This window comes from Verrucomicrobiota bacterium (assembly GCA_037139415.1).
In the GTDB taxonomy this organism is placed as follows: domain Bacteria; phylum Verrucomicrobiota; class Verrucomicrobiia; order Limisphaerales; family Fontisphaeraceae; genus JBAXGN01.
Genome location: JBAXGN010000176.1, coordinates 1 through 17,361, shown reverse-complemented (window position 1 = coordinate 17,361; position 17,361 = coordinate 1). Strand labels below are relative to the sequence as shown.

The following is a 17,361-nucleotide window of genomic DNA, read 5'->3' as shown; positions in this document are numbered from 1 at the left end:
TTCTTATCCTCTCAGCTATCGTCGGCCACTTACACGAAAATATTTATAGCCTCCCGAAGTGGCATGTAGAAACCTACAATGGCCTTCCAAACGTTTGGAAACGGCATGTAAAAAGTTACAGCGGCCTTCCAAACGTTCCGAAGGGCTATGTAAAAACTTACAGTGACCTTCCAAAGGTTCAGAAACGGTATGCATAAACTTACAGTGGCTTTCCGAACGTTTGGAAATGGCATGTAGAAACTTACAGTGGCCTTCCAAACATTCCGAAGCCATATGTAAAAATATACAGTGGCCTTCCAAAGCTTCAGAAGCGGTATGTAGAAACTTACAGTAGCGTTAAAAATGGTTTCGCCGCTAACAACGCTCCAAAGGAGACCCAATTTCAGCGAAATCACTCATTGCAGCCCGCCTTGCGCATTCATTCCATTGTGCTCGACCACGCAATCTTAACTGTCGGCTTTGGTGTTGCGCTATTGGCTGGCCCATCTAACAATGGCTCCCCGTGAAACGATGGTTAATCATAACCCTTTTGGGATGGATGCTGGGCTGGCCGATTCAGGCTCAGCCGCTCCAGATTTCGGTGGATCCCGGCTCCCGCTTTCAGCGCCTTGAAGGCTGGGGCGCTTCCCTGTGTTGGTGGGCCAATATGGCCGGGGATTTTCCGCCGGACCAGATCGAGAAGCTGGCCACGCTGATCACGTCCCCGACGAATCTGAATTTTAATATCTTTCGCTTCAATATCGGTGGCGGGGATGCGCCAGATCATCACCACATGCGCGGGGATGGCGGCGCCATGCCGGGGTATCGTCCGGGGCCGCAGCAGCCCTATGACTGGAGCGCGGATGCCCGGCAGCGTGCCATTCTGCTGGCCCTGAAAGGCAAACGCAGCGATCTGATTCTGGAGGCGTTCGCCAATGCGCCGCCGTATTGGATGTCCAAGAGCGGCTGCGCGGCCGGGAACACCGATGGCTCGAATAACCTGCGCGACGATTGCTATGGGGAGTTCGCGGATTACCTCACCGAGGTCGTCAAATATTATAAGGAAAAGCACGGCGTGGTGTTTCGCACCATCGCCCCCATGAACGAGCCGGATGCCGACTGGTGGAAGGCCCGGAACAAACAGGAAGGTTGCCAGTTCACACTGGATAAACAGGTCATCCTGATTCGTGCGCTGAACCAGAAGCTCTCCGCCAAGGGACTTCTCGGCTATACCCAGGTCAGCGCCATGGACGCCAACAACGTTGATCATTGCCTGCGCGCGCTGACCGGTAACCAAGGGTACACCGCCAACAATCTCTGGCCGCTGATTGGTCAGATTAACGCCCACACGTATTTCGGTTCCCAGCGCAAGGAATTGCAGCGAGCGGTGGCCCGCTATCAGAAACGCCTGTGGCAATCCGAGAGCGGTCCTTTGCACGTCAAGTCCTCCGGCTTGGCCAATTACTTGTTCATGGCCCAGCGCATCATCACCGACTTGCGCGAGCTGCAGCCCGTCGCCTGGCTCGATTGGCAGATCATGACCAAAGGCGCGTCGCCTTGGGGATTGCTTGCCGGGGATTATGAGCACAAGACTTTTCAGGTGACCAAAGCCTACTCGGTGCGCTGCCAGTTTTCGCGTTTCCTGCGCGCCGGTTCCACCATTATCGGCAGTCAACCGGCCAGCACGCTCGCCGCGCTCAGCTCTGCGGGCGATCAACTCTGTGTGGTCATCTGCCAACCAGCGGAATCAGCGCGGCAAGCCCAGCTCGACCTGGGCAAGTTTCCATCCGTGCGCGGTCAGGCGGTGGCCTTCCGAACTTCCGAAACCGAAGATTGCCTCCCGCTTGGTTCGTTACCGCTGACCGGCAAAACCATCGCCCTGACTCTCCCGCCCAACTCCATCACCACCATTGTGGTTGGTTTGCGGTGATGACACCGTAAAAAAGAGAAGACGAATGGGAAAAGGAGTGCGATTCGCGGTCGAGAGTTTGGCTGACGGACAGTACTCCTGTCATTCTTGGAGGCAGCATAGTAGAATGCCCGGGAAGTTGGTTTCCGCCAGGGGGGTGGAAATAATTCGAGTGGAAATGGTGATCAATGAGTTGCTTGGACAATCATTGGCAAGCCATAGCGCGCATTTTCACGCGCGGCGGTCTGCTGCGCCTTGCGGATGGCCCGTTGCGCCTTGACGACGAAGGGCGATGACGCGGTCCGTGATTTAGCAACCGGCTTCGATTTGTTTTTGGATGTGGTCATAAAGTTCGGGCTTGATCAGCAGGGCCGTCTGGCCTTTCCACCGGGCGACCAATTGTGGCGGAATACCCGCCGCGTTAAACAGCAAGGCTTCATCCGCCAAAGGGAGATATAACGAGAAAAAATTCTGTAAACTCGGCAAAAAGCGTCGGCGCAAATCGGCTTCCGGCACATCATGGCCACCTTTACGGACCCGCTGGCGGACGCGGCGCAACGACATGCTGACATTAGGCAGCCACAGATAACACAGGCGAACTTCATAGCCCGCCGTACGGGCTGCGCGTAACATGGTGGCGTAAGTGCGTCCGCTCAAGGTGCTCTCGAAGGCGAAGTCTCTCCGTAACATCAGCAGTTCCCGCCAGCGCCCCAAGAGCAGTCGCGCCGAACGCACAGCCATAGCACCCGGCTGGAATGGCGACAGGCCAGCGGCCAGCAGGTCGGCGTTCAGAAATTCCACCACGCGAGCGGCGGGCAGGAATTCGCGCGCGAACGTGGTTTTTCCTGCTCCGTTCGGCCCGGCGATAACATAGACAACAGGTGTATGGGGTTGAGGCATGACGAGTTAATCTCCCAAAATACGGCGGGTGGCGTACGGCAACTGGCAGAACTCCACCCATTCGGTTTTGGTTACAGTCGGCAACGACATAAGCAAGTGATCCAAGTTCATCTATTGGTCCACAAGCAAAGCATGAAGACCTTTCCTGAGCAAGGGATATGTACCCGTGGAATTTTCAAATTTGGAAAAGGAATGCCGAAAATAAGGTGAGACTTCCCCGAACCAACGACTTTCGCTCTTTGAACCCATGAACCTGGAAGCGGGGGTTCGTGGGGAGGGGGCAACTCTGGGGATCTCATTGCCATCTCGGCTTGCGGTGAGGGTGTTCTTCCCTGATTTATTTTCCTCCCAGCGGCAACCACCTTTCTCGGACGCATGATATTCTGGCCTTATGAATGACATGAATATTGTCCGCCCGCTGATCACGTGAATCCTCGCGAATCAGTCTCCTTTTTCCATAAGTCCTATCCGCCCCATCTGTCCCATTGGCATCCACCAGTTGCCCGGATCAGCCATTCCGTCTTTTTGCCATGTTGCGATTTCCTATATTTCAGCATCATTAAATCAGCTTGGGGATTAGGTTCAGGCCTTGCCAAAGAAACATTGTGCCCGGCCCATTCCCAGTTCACACTCTGGCCATAGTTTTATGGAATACTTTGCATGAGACGTTGGGCAATCATCACGGTTTTGTTGTACGTCGCCGGGTTGGCGTTCTTGACCTTTCCCCTCTGCTATTTGGGCGCGGCGAACTGGGATTTGGGGGACCGGCATTGGTGGATTCCCGAACCAGACTCGTGGCGGAAAGGCATCCTCGCGTATCAGGAATGGGGTTACTGGGTGCTGCTGGGATTTCTGGGGTTGTGCCAGGGGCTGATGTTGCTGGTGCCGCTGGATATTGCGCGGGAACGCCCCACTCCCCGCCGGAAGTTGCTGGTGCCGGTGATTACCGGGGCGTTCCTGATGACCTGCCTGGTGGGCGCGGGGGTTTGCTGCTTTTACGGTTTGGCCTATGGGGACGGCGGGGGCCCGGATCTATTGGAGTATTGGGTGAATGCCGGATTTTCAGATGACACGGCCAGCCCGGTGATTCAAACAATGGAAAAGTTTCTGGGCTTCTCGCTCGATAAAAGCACGCGCATCAGCCTAGGCATTCTGGCGATGCTGGGGTTGCTCTGGGCTGCCTGGGCGCTCATCTTCCACCAATGCACACGCCGCGATGAACCGGAGAAACTGAATCGCCGCCTCCTGCACTGGTTGCTGAAAGGGAGCATCCTCGAATTCCTGGTGGCCCTGCCGAGTCATGTCATCGTGCGCGGGCGGCACGATTGCTGCGCGCCAGCGGGAACTTTTTTGGGGATCGTGACGGGGGTGTGCCTGATGCTGTTGGCGTTCGGCCCAGGCGTCTTCTTCCTGTTTGTGGCGCGGTTTCAGCGGCTGAAACCGGGAAGAAACAATTCAAACCTCGGATAAGACCAACCGCCTGTTCCCGAAATCGGCAATCCACAGTGGAAGGTCACTGCGTTTCGCATTCCGCGACTTTGTCTCCATAGAAAGCGTCGGTGAGCAGCCCCTCTTCATAGAGCAGCTTGAGTTGACGCAAGCGTCCGGCGATCTGATTCTTGGAGAACTTAAGCTTCGTTGTCGCATTGGTGGTGGAACCCGAGGACACCGTCTTGGTCGGCTCGACCTTGGCGACGACCTTGGGCGTCGAATGGGCCTGCGGCACGCGTTTGGGGGGTGGTTCGTACGAAGGGTCGAACACCGCGACTTTGAATTCCTGGGCCGGAACGAGGTGCCGCCACAGGAATGCTTGCATCCGATCTTCCGCCGGCACGGCTTCATGCGTGATCTCCCGATCCGGGAGTTTGGCGGTGCCTTCCACAGTGAGGTTGACCGGATCTTTTGTCGCGATGAGGTCGGATTTAATTGTCAGCCGTGCCACTGCCTGAGTCCCCGAGAGGGTAATGGGCATGGCCGAGAATCCTTTCGGCGGATTTTTCAAGCCCAGCTTGATGGGGCCGGTGAAACCATCCTTGCGAACGACGTGAATGCTGACGGAGGCGGTGGTCCGGCCACGAATGCCCAAGCTTGAAGGCACCACCCGCAAGGCAAAATCAGGTCGCGGCGCGCTGATGCGCAGGCGGTAGGCATACTCCTCACCGCTCTTGCGCGAGGTGTCTGCGATATGCACGTAATAGGCGCCATCGGCGGGAAGTTTGACGGAAAAATAACAATCGGCATGGTGGGTGTTTACGCCCGCCCCCAGATCCTCGCGATCATCACTGAAGCCCAGCAGTTTGCCGCTGGCATCGGTGAGTTTGATGACGGGGTCCATCGGAGAATCCAATCGGCGCGCATACGCTTCCACGAATACGTTTTCGCCAGCTTTGCCCTCGAATTGGAACACATCCACGTCATCCGTTTTATCCATGCGCCCGTTGATAATGATGGGGAGTTGCACTTTCTGGGCGCGCGCCGGGGTGTCGTTGGGTTCCTTCTCAAAGGTATCCGGCAGGGTGTCCAGCATGAACGGCACGCGGTTGGAAACAAGGTCTTTGCGGTTGGCGGCCAGCAGATGGATTCCCGGTCGGGCGTTGGCGGCGGGTGGCGTCAGCACGGCGTCCGCAAGATTCCAGCCTTTCATCTTGATATCCACCGACGCGCCCACCTGGCCACCCAACGGGAAGATGCTCGTGATCATCGGCAGTTCGCCAATGGTGATACGGTAAACGAAATCCTCGCGCCCGCGATAGATGCTATCGAACATGGACAACACATATTCGCCGTCTTTAGGCACTTCGTAGAAAATGATCGGATCGGGCTTGAAGCGATAATCGTCGTCAAACGCCACCTCTTTCCCACTCGCGTCTTGAAGCGCCAGCACCGGTTGAAACCAACCGGGAACGGCATCCGCAATGTACGGCATCAGTTGCCGCCCTTGGGTGCTGATGACCAAGCGCTGACCTTTGCGCGCCTCAAACCGGTAGCGGTTCACTTCCCCCGAGGCAATCTGTCCATTCATGGTGCAGGGCACAGTGATGCGAACCTCCGCTTCCTCCTCCGGCCGCTTGCGCAGAGCCAGGTCTTCTTTGCCGAGCACCTGGAAGGCAGCGGTAAGCATTGGCTTCCGGCACACTTCCGGCACTTGCCCCACATGGAAGACCAGCGGGTTCGAGGGGCCGCCGCGCAGTGTCACCAACCGTAGCTCTCGTTCGCCCGGCGGCGCGTTGGCATCAATCGTAACTTCGAGATACACGAGGTTGGCCAGCGAGGGGCAGGCCGGACGGTTCACGTTTTCGCGCGTCCGTCTCTCAATCCTGGCAATGAGCTGTTGGGTGGCGTTGGTAACGTTAAGCCGTTGGGCCGCCGTTTTCCCGGAAGACGTCCCCGAAGACATCATCATGGCATCCCCGGAAGTCATCATCGCGGCATCGGACGACATCATGGTTGCCGAGGCGACGACTGTCTTCGCACGCTTTAACTCCCGCATTTGCTCGTTCAACAACGTGATCTCCTGTGGGCCAAGAAACCTCTGATAATCCACCACTTTGGCCGTCACCCCCGTGCCGGAAACCATCACCGCATCAATACTTTCCAAACCTTGTCCACCCAACTTGACTTGGAACAAGGTGCCCTGCTGGCCGCCAGCGGGATAAACAAAACCGAGATATGGGCGCGTCTGGGCCTGCCCTTCATGTGCCAGCATCAGCCATCCGGCCAGTCCCAGAATCCCAAACCATTGAATTTTGTTCATAAGTCGCGCCGGCCTCTACATGATCTCGGTCAAAATCCCCGCCGATTTCGCGCCCTCAGAGGCGGCTGGTAAAACATGCGCATCGAGGCCCATGGGATGCGGTAATTTGGCAGTCGCGTCAATGCCGCTCAAGGCATAGATGCTACCGAGCAGGTCCACCGGGTACACGGGCCGATCCTGAACCTCCTCCGCCCGCTTATCGGACGAACCAACGATATGGCCGCCTTTGAACCCACCACCAGCGACCAAGGCGGTAAAGACGTTGCCATAATGGTTGCGACCACCATTCCACGGCGGTTGCCAATCAATCTTGGGACCACGGCCAAATTCGCCGCAACACCAGACGATAGTGCTTTCCAACAAGCCGTGATCGTGCAAATCCTGAAGCAGCATCGCCAATCCCTGGTCGAGGTTCGGACATTGCCGGCGCATGGTCTGAAAGTGATTGCTATGCGTATCCCACCCACCGGGATAGTTGATGACGATATAAGGCACACCCGCCTCAACCATGCGCCGCGCCGCCAGGCAATCCTGCCCGAAGATGTGCCGACCGTACCGATCCCGCAATTCCGCTTTTTCCAGCGAGAGATCAAAGACCTCGCGGCCCTTGCCGAGAATTAATTCATAGGCCTGCTTTTTCGCCTCCTCGGACACCGCCAACTGTGGGCTGGCGGCCATCTCGTTGCCCATGGTGTTCATCTTGCCAAGCAATTCGCGCCGGCTTTTCTGCCGGTCATCGGTAATGCCTCGTGAGATGACGCCTTCCACTTCAAAGCGGGGCGCGCTCGGGTCACCACCGGTGGCAAACGGTTTTAACCTCGGCCCCAAAAAGCCCTCTTCAGAAAACCGGCCCTGCGGTTGGGTCAGCACCACATAAGGTGGGATCATCCCCTTGTAAGTCTTGCTCTTGAACAACGAGAATACCGCGCCGACGCTGGGATACGCCAGACGCTCGCCGGGTGCGTGCGCGGTCTGCATGAGGTAGGCAGCCGTTTCATGACCGTTATTGCGGTGAGTCATGCTGCGGATCAAGGCATACTTGTCGGCCTGTTTCGCAAGGTTGGGAAATAGTTCGCCGATCTGGATTCCGTCCACATTGGTGGGAATGGCCTTGGCGAATTCCCCCATGTACTCCACACCCGAGTCTGGTTTTGGATCCCAAGTGTCATTGTGCGACATGCCGCCCCACAGGAAAATTTGAATCACCGACTTGGCTTTGGGTTTGCCAGTCCAGGCGCTGACCGGTGCCACGGGGGGCGCAACCTCTGCCGCACTCAAAACCCCGCTGTTGGCGAGCATCATGCCCGCCGTGCTGAACATGCCGACCCGCAGGACGTCACGTCTGGACATCGGCAGGCTTAACGACATACCCATGGTCTCCGCGCTGGTTAGCACGCGATTTGGATTTTGGTTTGTGCTCATAGTATTACTTTCTCTTGGCTTTGTACTCAGCCGTCAATGGTGATACAAAAACTCCGTGCTGTTGATCAATGCCCAGGTAATATCCACCCAGTCTTCCCGCCGCTTCCAGCCACCGGATTTGCCGGTTTTGGCCGTCACGGTGGGTGCGCCATACGCGAGGGCGGTTTTTACTTCCTCCGAAGTCGGGTAGCGCGAAAGAATGGTCAGGTACAGGTCCTCCACAATTTCAGCCTGCTTGCGTCCCGAATCAAAGATGGCCTTGAGTTTGGGACCTTGATCAATCTTGCGCTGGATATGGCTCGAATTGAGCAGGTGCAGCCATTGGCTTGGCACTGGCCGGTTATTGCGTTCATTATCCATGCCGGTGGCCCGGGCGGAACGTCCAAACAAGCCCAGGAAAGGGCTGGTGATGCTGCCATCAGGCAGGGCCACGGACGGTTTATCCGCCGGGATATAAGTAAACGGTTCTGGGATGGGGCTGGTGTACAAGTCCGAGCCACCAGTGATTTTGTTAATCGCGTCAATCAACACCTCGGCATCCAAACGGCGCAACGGATAACTGGCGAAATTGGCCTCGGCTTTTGGCCCTTCAAAACGTGGCATCGCGGAGAGCTGGTAGGTTTTTGAATTCAAGATTAAGCGATAGAGGCGCTTCAGATCGTATCGGCCCGCAATAAGTTCCTTCTCCAGGTAAGTCATCAAGGCTGGATTGCTCGGCGGATTGTCCTTCCGAATATCATCCGGCTCGTGGATGATGCCGCGCCCCAGCAGCCAGGCCCAGACCCGATTCGCAATGCTGCGCGTGAACCAAGGATTCTTCGGAGTGATCAGCCAATCGGTAAAGACTTCCCTCGGATCCCGATTCGGGGATAGTTTGATCTTGGTTCCGTCCGGAAAAATAGCCGCCAACGGTGGACTATTGGTGGGCGGTAGCGTTCCCCCTTGTGAGGCGGTGTTGGTGGACCATTCGGCGGAATTAAGCGGGTCCCAGAAGACAATCTCTTCCTTCCATTCCCGTGTCGCCTTGTAACCAACTTGCGAGAAAAACGCCGTCATGCCCTTCAGTTGTTCCGGTGGCCATGCCTCAGCCCGCACACCCATGAACGTCAAAGCCACCGCTCCCGCAATGCCTTCCGGCGTCTTGTTTTGGATGGCCCGATAGAAGTTGACCGGACCCTCACGGAAATTGCTGCCGCTGGAGGTGAGCAGCTCACGGGCAAATTTGTCGTACGGTTTATTCTCAACGAGGGAGGCGCGGACATACCGGTGATAGGCCTGCGCTGCGTTGGGCCAGAGATTCACCGGGAACTCCGCCTTGATTCGGAGCACGTCGCCCCATTTCATCGCCCAATAATCGGAATACTCTTCCCGCTCCAACAATTGATCAATCAAGCGGCTACGCTTGTTCTTGGTGTCGGTATCTTGAATAAAGTCCCGAGCCTCTTTCGCGGTGGGCAGGGTGCCGATCACGTCCAGATAGACACGGCGCACAAACACGGCATCCGAGCACAGGACAGGATGAATTTTCAACCGCGCCAGTTCGGAAAATACCAGTTTATCAATCTTGCTCTCCGGGGTTGGTGCCACGGAGCTTTCAAAAACATTGGTCGCCACCTCTGGAACTGCGGCCATCCCCGTGACAGTCAGGAAACAGGTCACCAGCATCACACGATTCGCCAATTTATGCATTGTATCCACGTTATGTTACACCGTTACGTGTATTGGTTGTCATCAGGACTCACAAAGCCTAATTTAAGCCTGCCATCCCGCCACCGCAAGTCGCATTACTTACGTCGCGGCATGGTGCGTCTGCCGGTTGTGCGAGACGACACCACGCGTTTCAAAGCCGATTTTGTCGCTGATTGCCCGGTTTTCGTCTTGCCGACACGAGCCTTCAAAAATGAAAGCGCTTCGATCTCGACCAACAGGTTATCCCGGCAGACATCCGCCACTACGAACAGGATCGGGATGTTCGGCATGGTCGCCAGTACCACCCTGCGGATGACCTCGATGCGTTGGGAAAGTTCGGCGGCCCGTGAACTGTTCTTAATATAGACCCGCATTTGCTGCACATCCCGCAACGTCGCCTGGGCTTGTCCCAGCACCAGGTCAATATTTTCCAGCGTGGTGCGGGTTTGGCCCTCGGGATCATCCAGGCAAATGGTCTCCTGGCCTTTGATGGAGGCGGTTCCTGAGATGAGCAGCATCTTGTAATCCATCCGGATGCTCATCCCGCGCGAGAACAGTGGTGCCGCCTTGATGGCCGCCGCACCGCGCTCCAAAACCTCTTGTGAGTAAGCATGGGCGTCAATCTGTTCGGGATTGTTCAGGGGATTAATCTCGATGGCGGTCTGGGGCATATCCAGCGCCAGGCATTCCATGACATAATTTCCCTCAGTCATGCCAATGCCCGTCGAAGCGGGAGGAAGATTGTACGGGAAAGTAAACGGACGCCCCTCGTTGCCGGTGGTAAAGAACTGGCGGCGAGCATCATTAAGGATTTGATAACGCTGTTTGTGCTCGTTGGAAAGGTCGTCTTGGTCACACGCCACGATGTCACGCACATAAATCCAAGTGCGCACCACTTGGTTGAAATGAAACCCCGCCTTTTGCAGATGATGGTGCATCCTCGTGAAACAGCTTAGCGCCTGCGCGTAGGTATCGGTGATGCCCTTTGCGGGTTCCACGCCCCCAACATACGCCCAGCGGCAATTGGAATCCCGGACCACTGTCAGGTTTTCACTAACTCTCTCGACCTGAACCTTATCCCCCTTGATCGCAAGAACTTCCATGGCGATATGCGCGCCATTTGCAGGTGGCTGGATGATAAAGCTGGTGGTCGGCATCTGACCGACATGGTAGGCCTTGATAAAACGCCGACTGGCGGCTTTGGCGCTGCGCTGGCTTAAAAAGATGTTTTCTTTGACGATGTCGCCCGGTTTAAAGCCATGCTCGGCCAAGAAGGTGTCGAGTTGAGCGTGCAGGTCCTGCAATTGCGCAGCCAGCGTTGTCCCAGACTGCGGGCGGAGGCTGCCCAGGCACACCCGGCTCTCCCCAGCCTCGAACGAGTGGAGGCAACTCGCCAGCGAAGGCTTTATGGTCGTTGCCGGCCGAGAGTTGCCTTGTTCCTCGATGGGGGAGCGGCTGGTGGAGCCCACAGCGTCTGAGGTTGGAATCCGGACAGTACTATTCTGGCTGAAATTACTTTTCAGCCGTGCCACTGTCTCTGCCGGTATTTGGCATTTTTGAGTCGCGAGCATTTGAGTTTCGACGTTAAGGGCTAATGGCTTATTCAACTTCTTGGTGGCGATGGCGGACGCCTGAATACGGTATCCTTGCGCTCCGGCTTCGCCGCCATGGGCTGGCTCCAGAGCACACCTTAGGCTGCTGATATGCTTTTCTACTAATGTGCATCGGCAAACCTTACTGGGAAAGCCAGCCGCCATCAATAACTATATCCGTACCCGTGATAAAACTGGCGGCCTCGGCACACAGAAAGACCGCGACTTGGGCCACTTCCTCCGGTTTGCCCCAGCGGCCCAACGGGATGCGTGAAAGGAAGAATTGCGTCAGTTCCGCATTTTCCATCAGCGCCTTGTTAATTTCCGTGGCGCACGGCCCCGGGCTGATACCGTTGACGGTGATTTTTTCAGGGGCCAGTTCCAAAGCCAACGCCTTGGTGAATCCCAGCAGCGCAGTCTTACTGGTAGAGTACGCGGTACGTCCCGGCAGCGAGACATGGCTCATCATCGAGGTCAGGTTAATAATACGGCCATATCCCTGCCCTTTCAGGTGCGGCACAAACGCGCGGCACATCAGAAAGGCGCTGGTGACGTTGGTGGTTTGCACCCGGGTCCACTCCTCCAGCGTGAAGTCGGTGATGGGCTTCCGCAGATTGATGCCGGCGTTGTTGATAAGGATGTGGATTTTACCAAAGCGCGCCGTCACCGCCTTTTCCAGCGCGATAACCTGGGCTTCGTCCGCAACATCGGTGCGAAAGATTTCCGCCTCGGTGCCCAGTGCGCGAATGGCATTAGCGGTTTCCGTGAGCAATTTTTCATCACGGGAAACCAGCGCCAGAGTTGCGCCAGCCTCGGCCAGGGCCAACGCCATGGCCTTGCCAAGTCCTTTACTTGCGCCCGTTACGAGCGCGATTTTGCCTTTGAGTTCGTTTTGTTTCATTGGGTTATACGGGTTTACAAGTTCTGCCCGGCGAAGCGGGTACCTCGTTGCGCGAGGCAGACGCTGGCCAGATCAAGCTGGTGTTCATGTTGTTGGTACAAACAAGCATTGGGAGAAAGGATACCTGACCACGGTGTTTTGGGAAACGCATTTATCGGTATTATGATTCAAGACATTCCCTGGCTCGACCGTTGCGTCGCTTCCGATTTCACTTGATCGCCGTCGCCTGCGCGTTTAATCAATACGGCAAGCAAGTATGCCGAATCATTACGCCACCCAAGATATCGTGTCGCGCCGGGTTAAGGTCCTGTGCGCTTGTTTGCAAAAACATCACTTACAAACTATGAATACATATTGCAAATATCTATGGTCCGGCCTGATGGCCGTACTAATAACTCCAACCGTTTGGGTTGCCGGTGCCGAGGCATCCGCCTCGCGGGCCGCAATCACACCCGCCAAAATCATTTTCGATACCGACATTGGCAATGACGTGGACGATGTCATGGCATTGGCCATGTTGCATGCGCTGCAACGCCAGGGACAGTGCGAATTGCTGGCGGTCACCATCACCAAAAAGGATCGGCTGGCCGCTCCCTTCACGGCGGCGGTGAATGCCTTTTACGGGCGGGAAGACCTCCCCATTGGCGTGGGTGCCAACGCCGTGGACACCGGCGGCAGTAAATTCCTCAAGCTGGCCGAAGCAACTGATGACGGGAAACCACGCTTCCCGCAAAAGCTGACCGGGCAAACCCTGCCGGAGGCGGTGCAACTGATACGCAATACGCTGAGCCAGCAGCCGGATCGCTCGGTGTGCCTGGTGCAGGTGGGTTTCTTTTCAAACCTGGCAGCCCTGCTGGATTCGCAGCCAGACGCGTTCTCCCCATTGAACGGCAAGGAACTGATCAAGCAAAAGGTGAAACTGCTTTCCATCATGGCGGGCTCGTTCCAAACCATTAAGCACAATAATCATTATCTGGAATACAACGTGATCAAGGATATTCCCGCCGCGCAAAAATTGGAACGCGAATGGCCCTCCCCCATTGTTTGGAGCGGTTACGAAATCGGTATTGCCGCCGCGTATCCGTCCGTAAGCATCGAGCGGGATTACCAATACGTCCCCCACCATCCAGTGGCCGAGGCGTATTGTCTGTATAATCCGCCGCCGCACGATCGCCCCACATGGGATTTGACTGCCGCACTGTATGCGGTGTTCCCGGACCGCGGCTACTTCGATCTTTCCTCAGCCGGACAGGTAACCGTCGAAGCGGACGGCTTTACCCGGTTCACCCCGAAAAAGAACGGGCGGGATTCATTCCTGATTGTCAACGACCTGCAAGTGGCGCGACTGAAGGAAACCTTCGTGCGTCTTTGCAGCCAGCCACCGCCAGGACTGCCGTCCAGCAAGTAAGGTACCGTCCCAGGAAATACGTTTAATAGTTATTTTAAAATAATTCAAACTCGCATCGGTGCGCACCCCACCGGAAGGAAGGGTACTCCCGTTTAAGAATTCGGCGTTCGAATTTCTTTCGGCTTCCGGGCTTCGAACTTCGGATTTAAATCCGTTATGGCACTGGAATTACATCCAGTTCAGCCAATGAGGCGTACGGCTTAGTGGCGTCGAAGCCGCTGACGGCGATGAATTTCAGGAACCGGGTGGTCACCGGCTGCGCGAATTTCACGGTTTGCAAGCCGTCGTTGCGGGGGAAAGCCCCCTGGGCCACCGGCGCACCCCAATCCTTGCCGTCGGCGCTGACATGCACCGCATAGTCCTTGATCCAGCCGTTGCGGTTCCCGTCCTGACGTGGAAGACAGGTGAGGCCAGCGAATTTGGCCGGTTGCGGCAGTTCGACGATCAGGTAATGCGGAAATTTGGGAGCGGGTTCATTCCACGGGGTGTGCCACATGGTATTGGGATCGCCATCCACGGCGTATTCGGCGGCATAATCAGCCAACTGGCTGTCCCCGCGAACCTTGGCACCCAGGGCTTGCAACTGGTTGGAGTATTTCGGCACAAACAGTTTTTCGAGCAGGTCCAGACCCAGTTCCTGCTTCGGCGCAAACGCCGGCGAACCAACGTATTGGTACAGGCTGGCCAGCAATTGCCGCGCCGCCGGGTCTTTTGCCATGGCCGGCAGGTCGAAGCCGCACACCAGCAATTGGCCGCTTCCCACGCGCCCCTCAAATACCGCCCCGAGCTTGTGGTTGCGCGCGAAGTTATCAATCACCTGCACCAGCGGACGGTAATCGGCGGGGGTCTCATCGAGGATGAACAGGCGCGAGCGCTGCATGAGTTCGTACCATTGCCAGTTGCTGTGAAACTCAGTGGGGAACTGCGCGAGCAGCGGATGCTGCGGGTCGCACAACAGCCCCATGGTATTGGGTTTCTGGCTCGGGAACCAGACGGGGCTCCAGAAGACCGGCAAATATTTGCCACGCATGGAGGTCTTGGTATTAGCCGAGGTGGCAAAGTACACCACTTTCTTCCCTTCGCCCAGCGCCGCCTGCGCCTTATCCCATTTCTCGCACACCACGACATTGGCCGGCGGCTGGGCCATCACATTGGCGGGATAAACCCAGATTTCCCAATCATTGTAGATTTCCGTGCCCGACAACGAAATCGTCACTTTCAGTTTACCGGCGGCGGTGACTTTGGCAAACGAGGCGTTGATTGCGCCGAGCGCCGTCAGTTTGCCGGTCGGCACCTTTAACTCGGGTAACTGCCCGGCGGCAATCTCGCGCCCCTGGGCGTCCGTAATCTTCCAAACTGGCTGCGCGCGTTCCAAATCCGCCGAGCCGTAGTGCGCGAGATCGGTAGTGGCGGTGAACGGTTCATCGCTGGCGTAGGTGCGCTTGGGCATCCGCAACAGCGGCACCGTCGCCCCGCAGAAGCGCCGGTACGCTTCCGGGGTGATGAATCCTTTCGACTCCCAAAACGGATCGAGCGGGCCGATCAGCGCGGTACCCTGGGTCGGGTAATCATGCAGGTCGAGCAGAGAAAATCCGGCATAGCCCGGCGTGCGCAGCAGCACCTCGATTTCCTCCTTGTAGAGCAGCGTGGCGAAGCGTCCGCTGGCATCCACGTACTTCGGCGCAAGATCAAGCAGATGCTTCTTTTCCAGGTCGTCGCGGATCATCTCGAAATTCTTCACCGCCATCACGCCGGTATATTTTTTCATCTCGTTGAAATCCGGGAAGTACATCCATTGGCCGATCTCATGGCCGATGATTGGTCGAGCATCCTTTGCCACAATGGCGCTCAAATCGCGCTCCGTGCCTGCACCGGGAATGCCACGGCCGCTGGGCGATTCCGTCCACTGCCGGTTGGTGGTCGTCTGCGCGGAGGAGGCCGAGGAATAGAGATGACGCGGATCTCGCTGAATAAGCATCTCCACCCAGCGCGTCAAGAGTTCATCCTTGCCGCCGTACTCGTTGCCCAGCGTCATGGTGCAAAAGGAGGGATGATTGCCATAGGTATCCACGATGCGCTTGAACTCCGCCTCGATGAACGCATCGCGCGCCGGATCGGAGCCGACATTGACATTGGCTTGCGGCCCTTCGGCTTGGATTATGATGCCTTCCACGTCCGCGGCGGCGAAGGCCGCTTCCGGCGGGCACCACGAATGGAAGCGAATATGATTCAAGCCGTACGATTTCATGATCCGGTAAATCCGCTGCCACGCCGGCACATCGGTCGGCGGATAGCCGGTGAGCGGAAAGACCGAACACTCCAGTGTCCCGCGCAGATATACTGGCCGGTCGTTCAGCGTGAACTGAGTGCCTTTGACTGCGAACTTGCGGAAACCAAAACTGACCGCCTTCCAGTCCGCACCCTCGTTCAGAAACGCATCCACCTGATACATATTGGGGGAGAATTCATCCCAAAGCTTTACGCCTTGACCGGCATCCGTGATCGGCAACTCCGCATTGAACGTGCCGCCGCTGGAATCCCAGGACACTTGAATTTTATGAACCGGTGTGGGTCTGGCATCATGGTGAAAAGATAGCTTCAGTCCCAGCGTGCCTTGCCCGGCCTGGCCGGTGGCATTCCCAAGGCGGCCCTTGACGAGCACCGTTTTGCTTGCGAACTGAGGGTAAACCTGGAGGTCCTCAATCCACACCGGCGGGGTGGTCCCCAATTCCATACGACCCACAATGCCATTCATATTGCCCCACGTGCCGCCGAACAGGGCCGACACAAACTTCCCGAGGTTAATTTTGACGGTATTATCCACGCAGATGGTCAACCGATGCTTGCCAGGTTTTACATCCGTGCCGAAATCGTATTGATGCGGCGCGATCAAGCTGTCCTGGGTGCCAATGCGCTTGTCATCCAACCAGACGGTGGTCACCCAGCGGCAGCGTTCCAGAAACAACGTCACCCGTTTCCCCTGCCAGGCTGCCGGAATCTCGATATCACGCTGGTACCACGCAGGGCCGGCGTAATCATAGAGGCGGTAGGGGCCTTCGAGCGTCGGCGGTTTGGTATTCTTCGGGCCGAGCCCCGCTTCGTCCAGTGTGCCGGGCAACTTCATCGTACCGGACAACTCGCGGGCAAACCATTGCTCGGTCGCCCCCTTGTTCTCGCTATCCACCTGGCAGCGCCAATCGCCTTGCAGGGAAATCGTTTCCGCCATGCCCGTGAGTTGCAGGCCGGTCATCCAAAGTGCCAGGATCAGTAAGCGCGTGGTCTTCATGACCCCACGTTAGAAAAAAACGTGGCGGTATGCAAAAGTAAATTTCGACTGTCAGAATTACAACTTGCCAGGCTATTATAACGGAATACTGAAGATGGCCAGCGGTGGTAACTTTCCGGCCCAATTTAATTACGGCTATCAGATTGCGATGTCCTAGCATTTCTGGTTGAGCTGGTGGACAGATGTTATGAAGACCCCCGGCGACGGGTGTGCAATGGGAGAGAAAGCCAAGACAAGTACTCCAAAAGTAGTCCAAAATTACACCAGTGAGGGCGGTGTAAAAGGGTAGTTTTATGGGAGACTTGGTTCATAAGTTATTGCAAATTAGGAGGTTGTTTAGTTTGCGCCGAGTCACGGCGGCGGCTACGACAAGGGTTGGCGGTGGAGTTTTGGAAATTGTGTGAAAATTGTGTGAAAACGATTTTTTGACACAAGAGCACAAGTCCGAAGACCGAAATCCAAAGACTTTTGCAGAAAAATGAACCGGGTCGAGTAGGACTGAGGCGCACGCAACCTTGCGG

Annotated in this window: 10 protein-coding genes; 3 read left to right on the top strand and 7 right to left on the bottom strand. The window is 56.5% G+C overall.

What is annotated here, in order from left to right; translation table 11 throughout:
- Positions 1-502 precede the first annotated feature (502 nt).
- The gene (locus tag WCO56_23600; GenBank protein ID MEI7732577.1) at positions 503-1,909 is read left to right on the top strand and encodes a glycoside hydrolase; all 1,407 of its coding nucleotides are present in this window, start codon (positions 503-505) and stop codon (positions 1,907-1,909) included.
- A 288-nt stretch (positions 1,910-2,197) separates the two neighbouring features.
- On the opposite strand, the gene WCO56_23595 is transcribed toward WCO56_23600, so the two are convergent.
- Complete coding sequence (locus tag WCO56_23595) at positions 2,198-2,788, bottom strand: AAA family ATPase (protein ID MEI7732576.1); 591 nt, start codon at positions 2,786-2,788, stop codon at positions 2,198-2,200.
- A gap of 660 nt (positions 2,789-3,448) precedes the next feature.
- Here WCO56_23595 and WCO56_23590 point away from each other — a divergent pair.
- Positions 3,449-4,258, top strand: a complete 810-nt coding sequence (locus tag WCO56_23590) for a hypothetical protein (protein ID MEI7732575.1) — start codon at positions 3,449-3,451, stop codon at positions 4,256-4,258.
- Between the two features lie 43 nt (positions 4,259-4,301).
- Here the strand turns inward: WCO56_23590 and WCO56_23585 are convergent, their stop codons facing one another.
- The 5 genes from WCO56_23585 to WCO56_23565 all read right to left on the bottom strand — a co-directional run bounded on the left by WCO56_23585 (position 4,302) and on the right by WCO56_23565 (position 12,146).
- The gene (locus WCO56_23585) at positions 4,302-6,542 is read right to left on the bottom strand and encodes a PPC domain-containing protein (GenBank protein MEI7732574.1); all 2,241 of its coding nucleotides are present in this window, start codon (positions 6,540-6,542) and stop codon (positions 4,302-4,304) included.
- A 15-nt stretch (positions 6,543-6,557) separates the two neighbouring features.
- A complete protein-coding gene (locus tag WCO56_23580) occupies positions 6,558-7,964 on the bottom strand; it encodes a DUF1501 domain-containing protein (protein ID MEI7732573.1) in 1,407 nt (468 codons plus the stop codon).
- A gap of 33 nt (positions 7,965-7,997) precedes the next feature.
- Entirely contained in the window at positions 7,998-9,653 is a 1,656-nt protein-coding gene (locus tag WCO56_23575) for a DUF1553 domain-containing protein (GenBank protein MEI7732572.1), read from the bottom strand.
- A gap of 95 nt (positions 9,654-9,748) precedes the next feature.
- Complete coding sequence (locus WCO56_23570) at positions 9,749-11,224, bottom strand: RidA family protein (protein ID MEI7732571.1); 1,476 nt, start codon at positions 11,222-11,224, stop codon at positions 9,749-9,751.
- Between the two features lie 163 nt (positions 11,225-11,387).
- On the bottom strand, positions 11,388-12,146 hold the full coding sequence (locus WCO56_23565) for an SDR family NAD(P)-dependent oxidoreductase (protein ID MEI7732570.1): 759 nt from the start codon (positions 12,144-12,146) through the stop codon (positions 11,388-11,390).
- A gap of 343 nt (positions 12,147-12,489) precedes the next feature.
- Here WCO56_23565 and WCO56_23560 point away from each other — a divergent pair, with 343 nt between their 5' ends.
- Positions 12,490-13,554, top strand: coding sequence for a nucleoside hydrolase (locus tag WCO56_23560; GenBank protein ID MEI7732569.1), 1,065 nt, complete (start codon positions 12,490-12,492; stop codon positions 13,552-13,554).
- A gap of 154 nt (positions 13,555-13,708) precedes the next feature.
- Here WCO56_23560 and WCO56_23555 read toward each other — a convergent pair whose 3' ends face one another.
- Positions 13,709-16,840 (bottom strand): discoidin domain-containing protein, encoded by a 3,132-nt coding sequence (locus WCO56_23555; GenBank protein MEI7732568.1) that lies wholly within the window; start codon positions 16,838-16,840, stop codon positions 13,709-13,711.
- Between the last annotated feature and the right edge of the window lie 521 nt (positions 16,841-17,361).

Coding starts and splice junctions, on each gene's coding strand:
- WCO56_23595 (MEI7732576.1), bottom strand. CDS start 2,788: ATGCCTCAACCCCATACACCTGTTGTCTATGTTATCGCCGGGCCGAAC.
- WCO56_23590 (MEI7732575.1), top strand. CDS start 3,449: ATGAGACGTTGGGCAATCATCACGGTTTTGTTGTACGTCGCCGGGTTG.
- WCO56_23585 (MEI7732574.1), bottom strand. CDS start 6,542: ATGAACAAAATTCAATGGTTTGGGATTCTGGGACTGGCCGGATGGCTG.
- WCO56_23580 (MEI7732573.1), bottom strand. CDS start 7,964: ATGAGCACAAACCAAAATCCAAATCGCGTGCTAACCAGCGCGGAGACC.
- WCO56_23575 (MEI7732572.1), bottom strand. CDS start 9,653: ATGCATAAATTGGCGAATCGTGTGATGCTGGTGACCTGTTTCCTGACT.
- WCO56_23570 (MEI7732571.1), bottom strand. CDS start 11,224: ATGCTCGCGACTCAAAAATGCCAAATACCGGCAGAGACAGTGGCACGG.
- WCO56_23565 (MEI7732570.1), bottom strand. CDS start 12,146: ATGAAACAAAACGAACTCAAAGGCAAAATCGCGCTCGTAACGGGCGCA.
- WCO56_23560 (MEI7732569.1), top strand. CDS start 12,490: ATGAATACATATTGCAAATATCTATGGTCCGGCCTGATGGCCGTACTA.
- WCO56_23555 (MEI7732568.1), bottom strand. CDS start 16,840: ATGAAGACCACGCGCTTACTGATCCTGGCACTTTGGATGACCGGCCTG.